The following is a 2351-nucleotide window of genomic DNA, read 5'->3' as shown; positions in this document are numbered from 1 at the left end:
GTCTCCTGCGGAGACACGACGCGGAGTGACTGCGTCACTCCCAAGGGGACTGCGCCGCTGCGCGGCGCCGGGCGAAGTGAACCCGGGGGGGCAGTCACCTTCGGTGACTGCGGGGCAGCCCTGGCTGGTCCGGGGCTTGCGGTGGGCGGCGTAGCCGGCTTTTCGTACTGCGGGTTCCTCGCGAGCTAACTGCTTGGTATTTTCGCTGTTCAGAGAGCTAATCGGGCATTGATGTCCGGGGGCTTGGATCTCCGTCCCCTGCGGGGCCGGAGGGCGTCGGGGGCGGTGTGCTCTCTCTTTCAGTAAGAGTAGTTGGCTCCGAGACATCGTGTCCAGCCCGACTGCCCGACAGAGAGACGGTCGCACAGAGTGTGACATAGAGACCTCCCTCTACGTGCGTGTGGTCTAAACCAATCATAAAGATGCAACGAGGATCGGTGGGTAGCGGTGCTCGGGAATCCGTATACGGAAACCGCAAACCAGCCCTCCTGAAAACCTTCGGGAACATGGCGACAGAAGTCAGTATGCGGAAACAGAAAAACTGCCTCCACCGCGCCCAAACGCAAATACCGAAACCGCATAAACCCAGATGTCGAAGCAGCGCCGGCCGCAGGCCACGGGCCACAACCAAGACGCAGCGCTGTACGGCGATCTGAGAGCCAATCAGCTCCTCCGGCGCCCAAAGGAAGACCGGCGGGCATTGAACCCGGGGTCAGACATCGGCCGGGGCGTACAGGCCGAGCTGGACAGCGGCCAGGGCGACAACGTCGCAGATCCTCAAGCACTCGGCGCCCCAGCAGGCTCCGAGTGCACACGGCCGGACGGGTCGTCAGGAACGCCTGGAAGACAGCCCAGGAAGGCCGGAGAGACGGATGCGAATACTGCGCCCCGCCTCCGAAGGGTACGCGGAGGCGGGGCGCAGAGGTGGAACGGGGCTGAGCGTACACGTGTGTCCCGAGCTGCCCGCGTGCGGGCGGGCCGGGGAACGGGCGTTGAGCGCTCGGCCGGGGTCAGGCTTCGGCCAGGGCGTGCAGGCCGAGCCGAGCGGAGGTTGGGCGAGGCGCACCGTGTCCGTGACGGCTTTCGTGCAATGAGGGCGATCGGGTTGTGGGGCGGTGTCCGGTGGAGGGGCCGGCGGCGGGTTCCTGGAAGGGTTGGGGTCAGGTGTTTCGGCGGTTGCCCTGGTCGTCGCAGGGCAGTTCGGCGGTCTTGTGGTTGGCGAGGAAGTCGCGGGTGGCCTGGCGTTCGGCTTCGGTGATCCCGGTGGGCGAGACGTTGATGATCCCACCGAAGGGGCGGTCGACGTCACGGACGATGACCAGGGCCGTAGCCAGCAGACCGGTGATCACCACCAGAGTGATGATCTGGCCCCAGTTGTTCTTCCACAGGAGCGCGAAGAGCAGTGTCGGGGTACCGGAAGAACCGGTGCGGCAGCAAGTCCATCCCCGCGAGCGCGGGGAGCAGTGAGCCTTCGCCAACTTGAAACCGCAGTTCAGAGAGCTGGTGTGATCGGTTCTCGGGACACTCGTGCTGGTCACGGACGACTGTCCAAGCAGTAGATCGTCCGTCAGTGCAGTCGGTGCCTGAGTAAACCTGTGGCGCTCAGCGTTCGCCGTGGAAGTCCTCGTACTCGCCGTTCATCAAGTCCCAGAAGGACGGGTAGCGGACCGCGCCAGGCAGCCAGTGAGCGAGGTACCAGGCTTCCCATTCTCCGTCCGGGGTGAGCACGCAGGGGTTGAGGAGGTAGACGTCAGTGGCGTTCGGAGTGTGACTGATCTTCAGGGTGTGTGGAAGGTATTCAGGGCGCAGGGTGGTGGGCGACTGGGCCTCGCCGTAGAGGAAGTACTCCTCATCACCCACTCGCTCGGCACCCTGGTACCCCTCTGTCCAGTCGGTGACGAGTTCTGGGTCCAGGTCCCGGGTCCATCCGACCTCGTGGGCCGGCAAGATGTGATGGATGTCCGGGGTGGTGTTGAGCCAACCGTTGCTGATCAGCAGGAACTGCCGGTAGCTCGGCGGCAGAGAGACACCCAGGCGCTTCTCAAGTGCGTCGAGTTCCTCGCCGGTGGCTCCAGTGCTCCCCAGCCATCGGGCCCTGCGCACGGCGGCTGGAAACGGCTCTGCCCGTTCCTGCTCATGCAGCACGGGATCGAGCCACTCATCACTCCACCGTTGCAACAGATCCCGCCATACGTAGCGGCTCCTATCATCCTGAGCTGGTGTGTTTCCCACGGCGGAAGATTAACGGCAAGCATTGAGGGTTTCTCAACCTGCTTTGCGAGCTTGCCGGTTGACCTGACAGCATGACGAAACCCCTGGTAGATGGGTTTTCGACCAAGAGAACCGTCTCC

The 2351-nt window shown here is 64.1% G+C and carries 2 protein-coding genes; both read right to left on the bottom strand.

The window, feature by feature from the left end; all coding sequences use genetic code 11:
* Positions 1–1160: 1160 nt before the first annotated feature.
* Positions 1161–1478: a hypothetical protein gene (locus OO47_RS32860; protein ID WP_234323390.1), complete on the bottom strand. Its 318-nt coding sequence runs from the start codon at positions 1476–1478 to the stop codon at positions 1161–1163.
* A gap of 124 nt (positions 1479–1602) precedes the next feature.
* Positions 1603–2232, bottom strand: coding sequence for an SMI1/KNR4 family protein (locus OO47_RS32855; RefSeq protein ID WP_030223444.1), 630 nt, complete (start codon positions 2230–2232; stop codon positions 1603–1605).
* Positions 2233–2351: the final 119 nt, after the last annotated feature.

Source organism: Streptomyces bikiniensis (assembly GCF_000716625.1).
Classification (GTDB): Bacteria; Actinomycetota; Actinomycetes; order Streptomycetales; family Streptomycetaceae; genus Streptomyces; species Streptomyces bikiniensis.
This window is presented reverse-complemented; position numbering and strand designations above follow the sequence as displayed.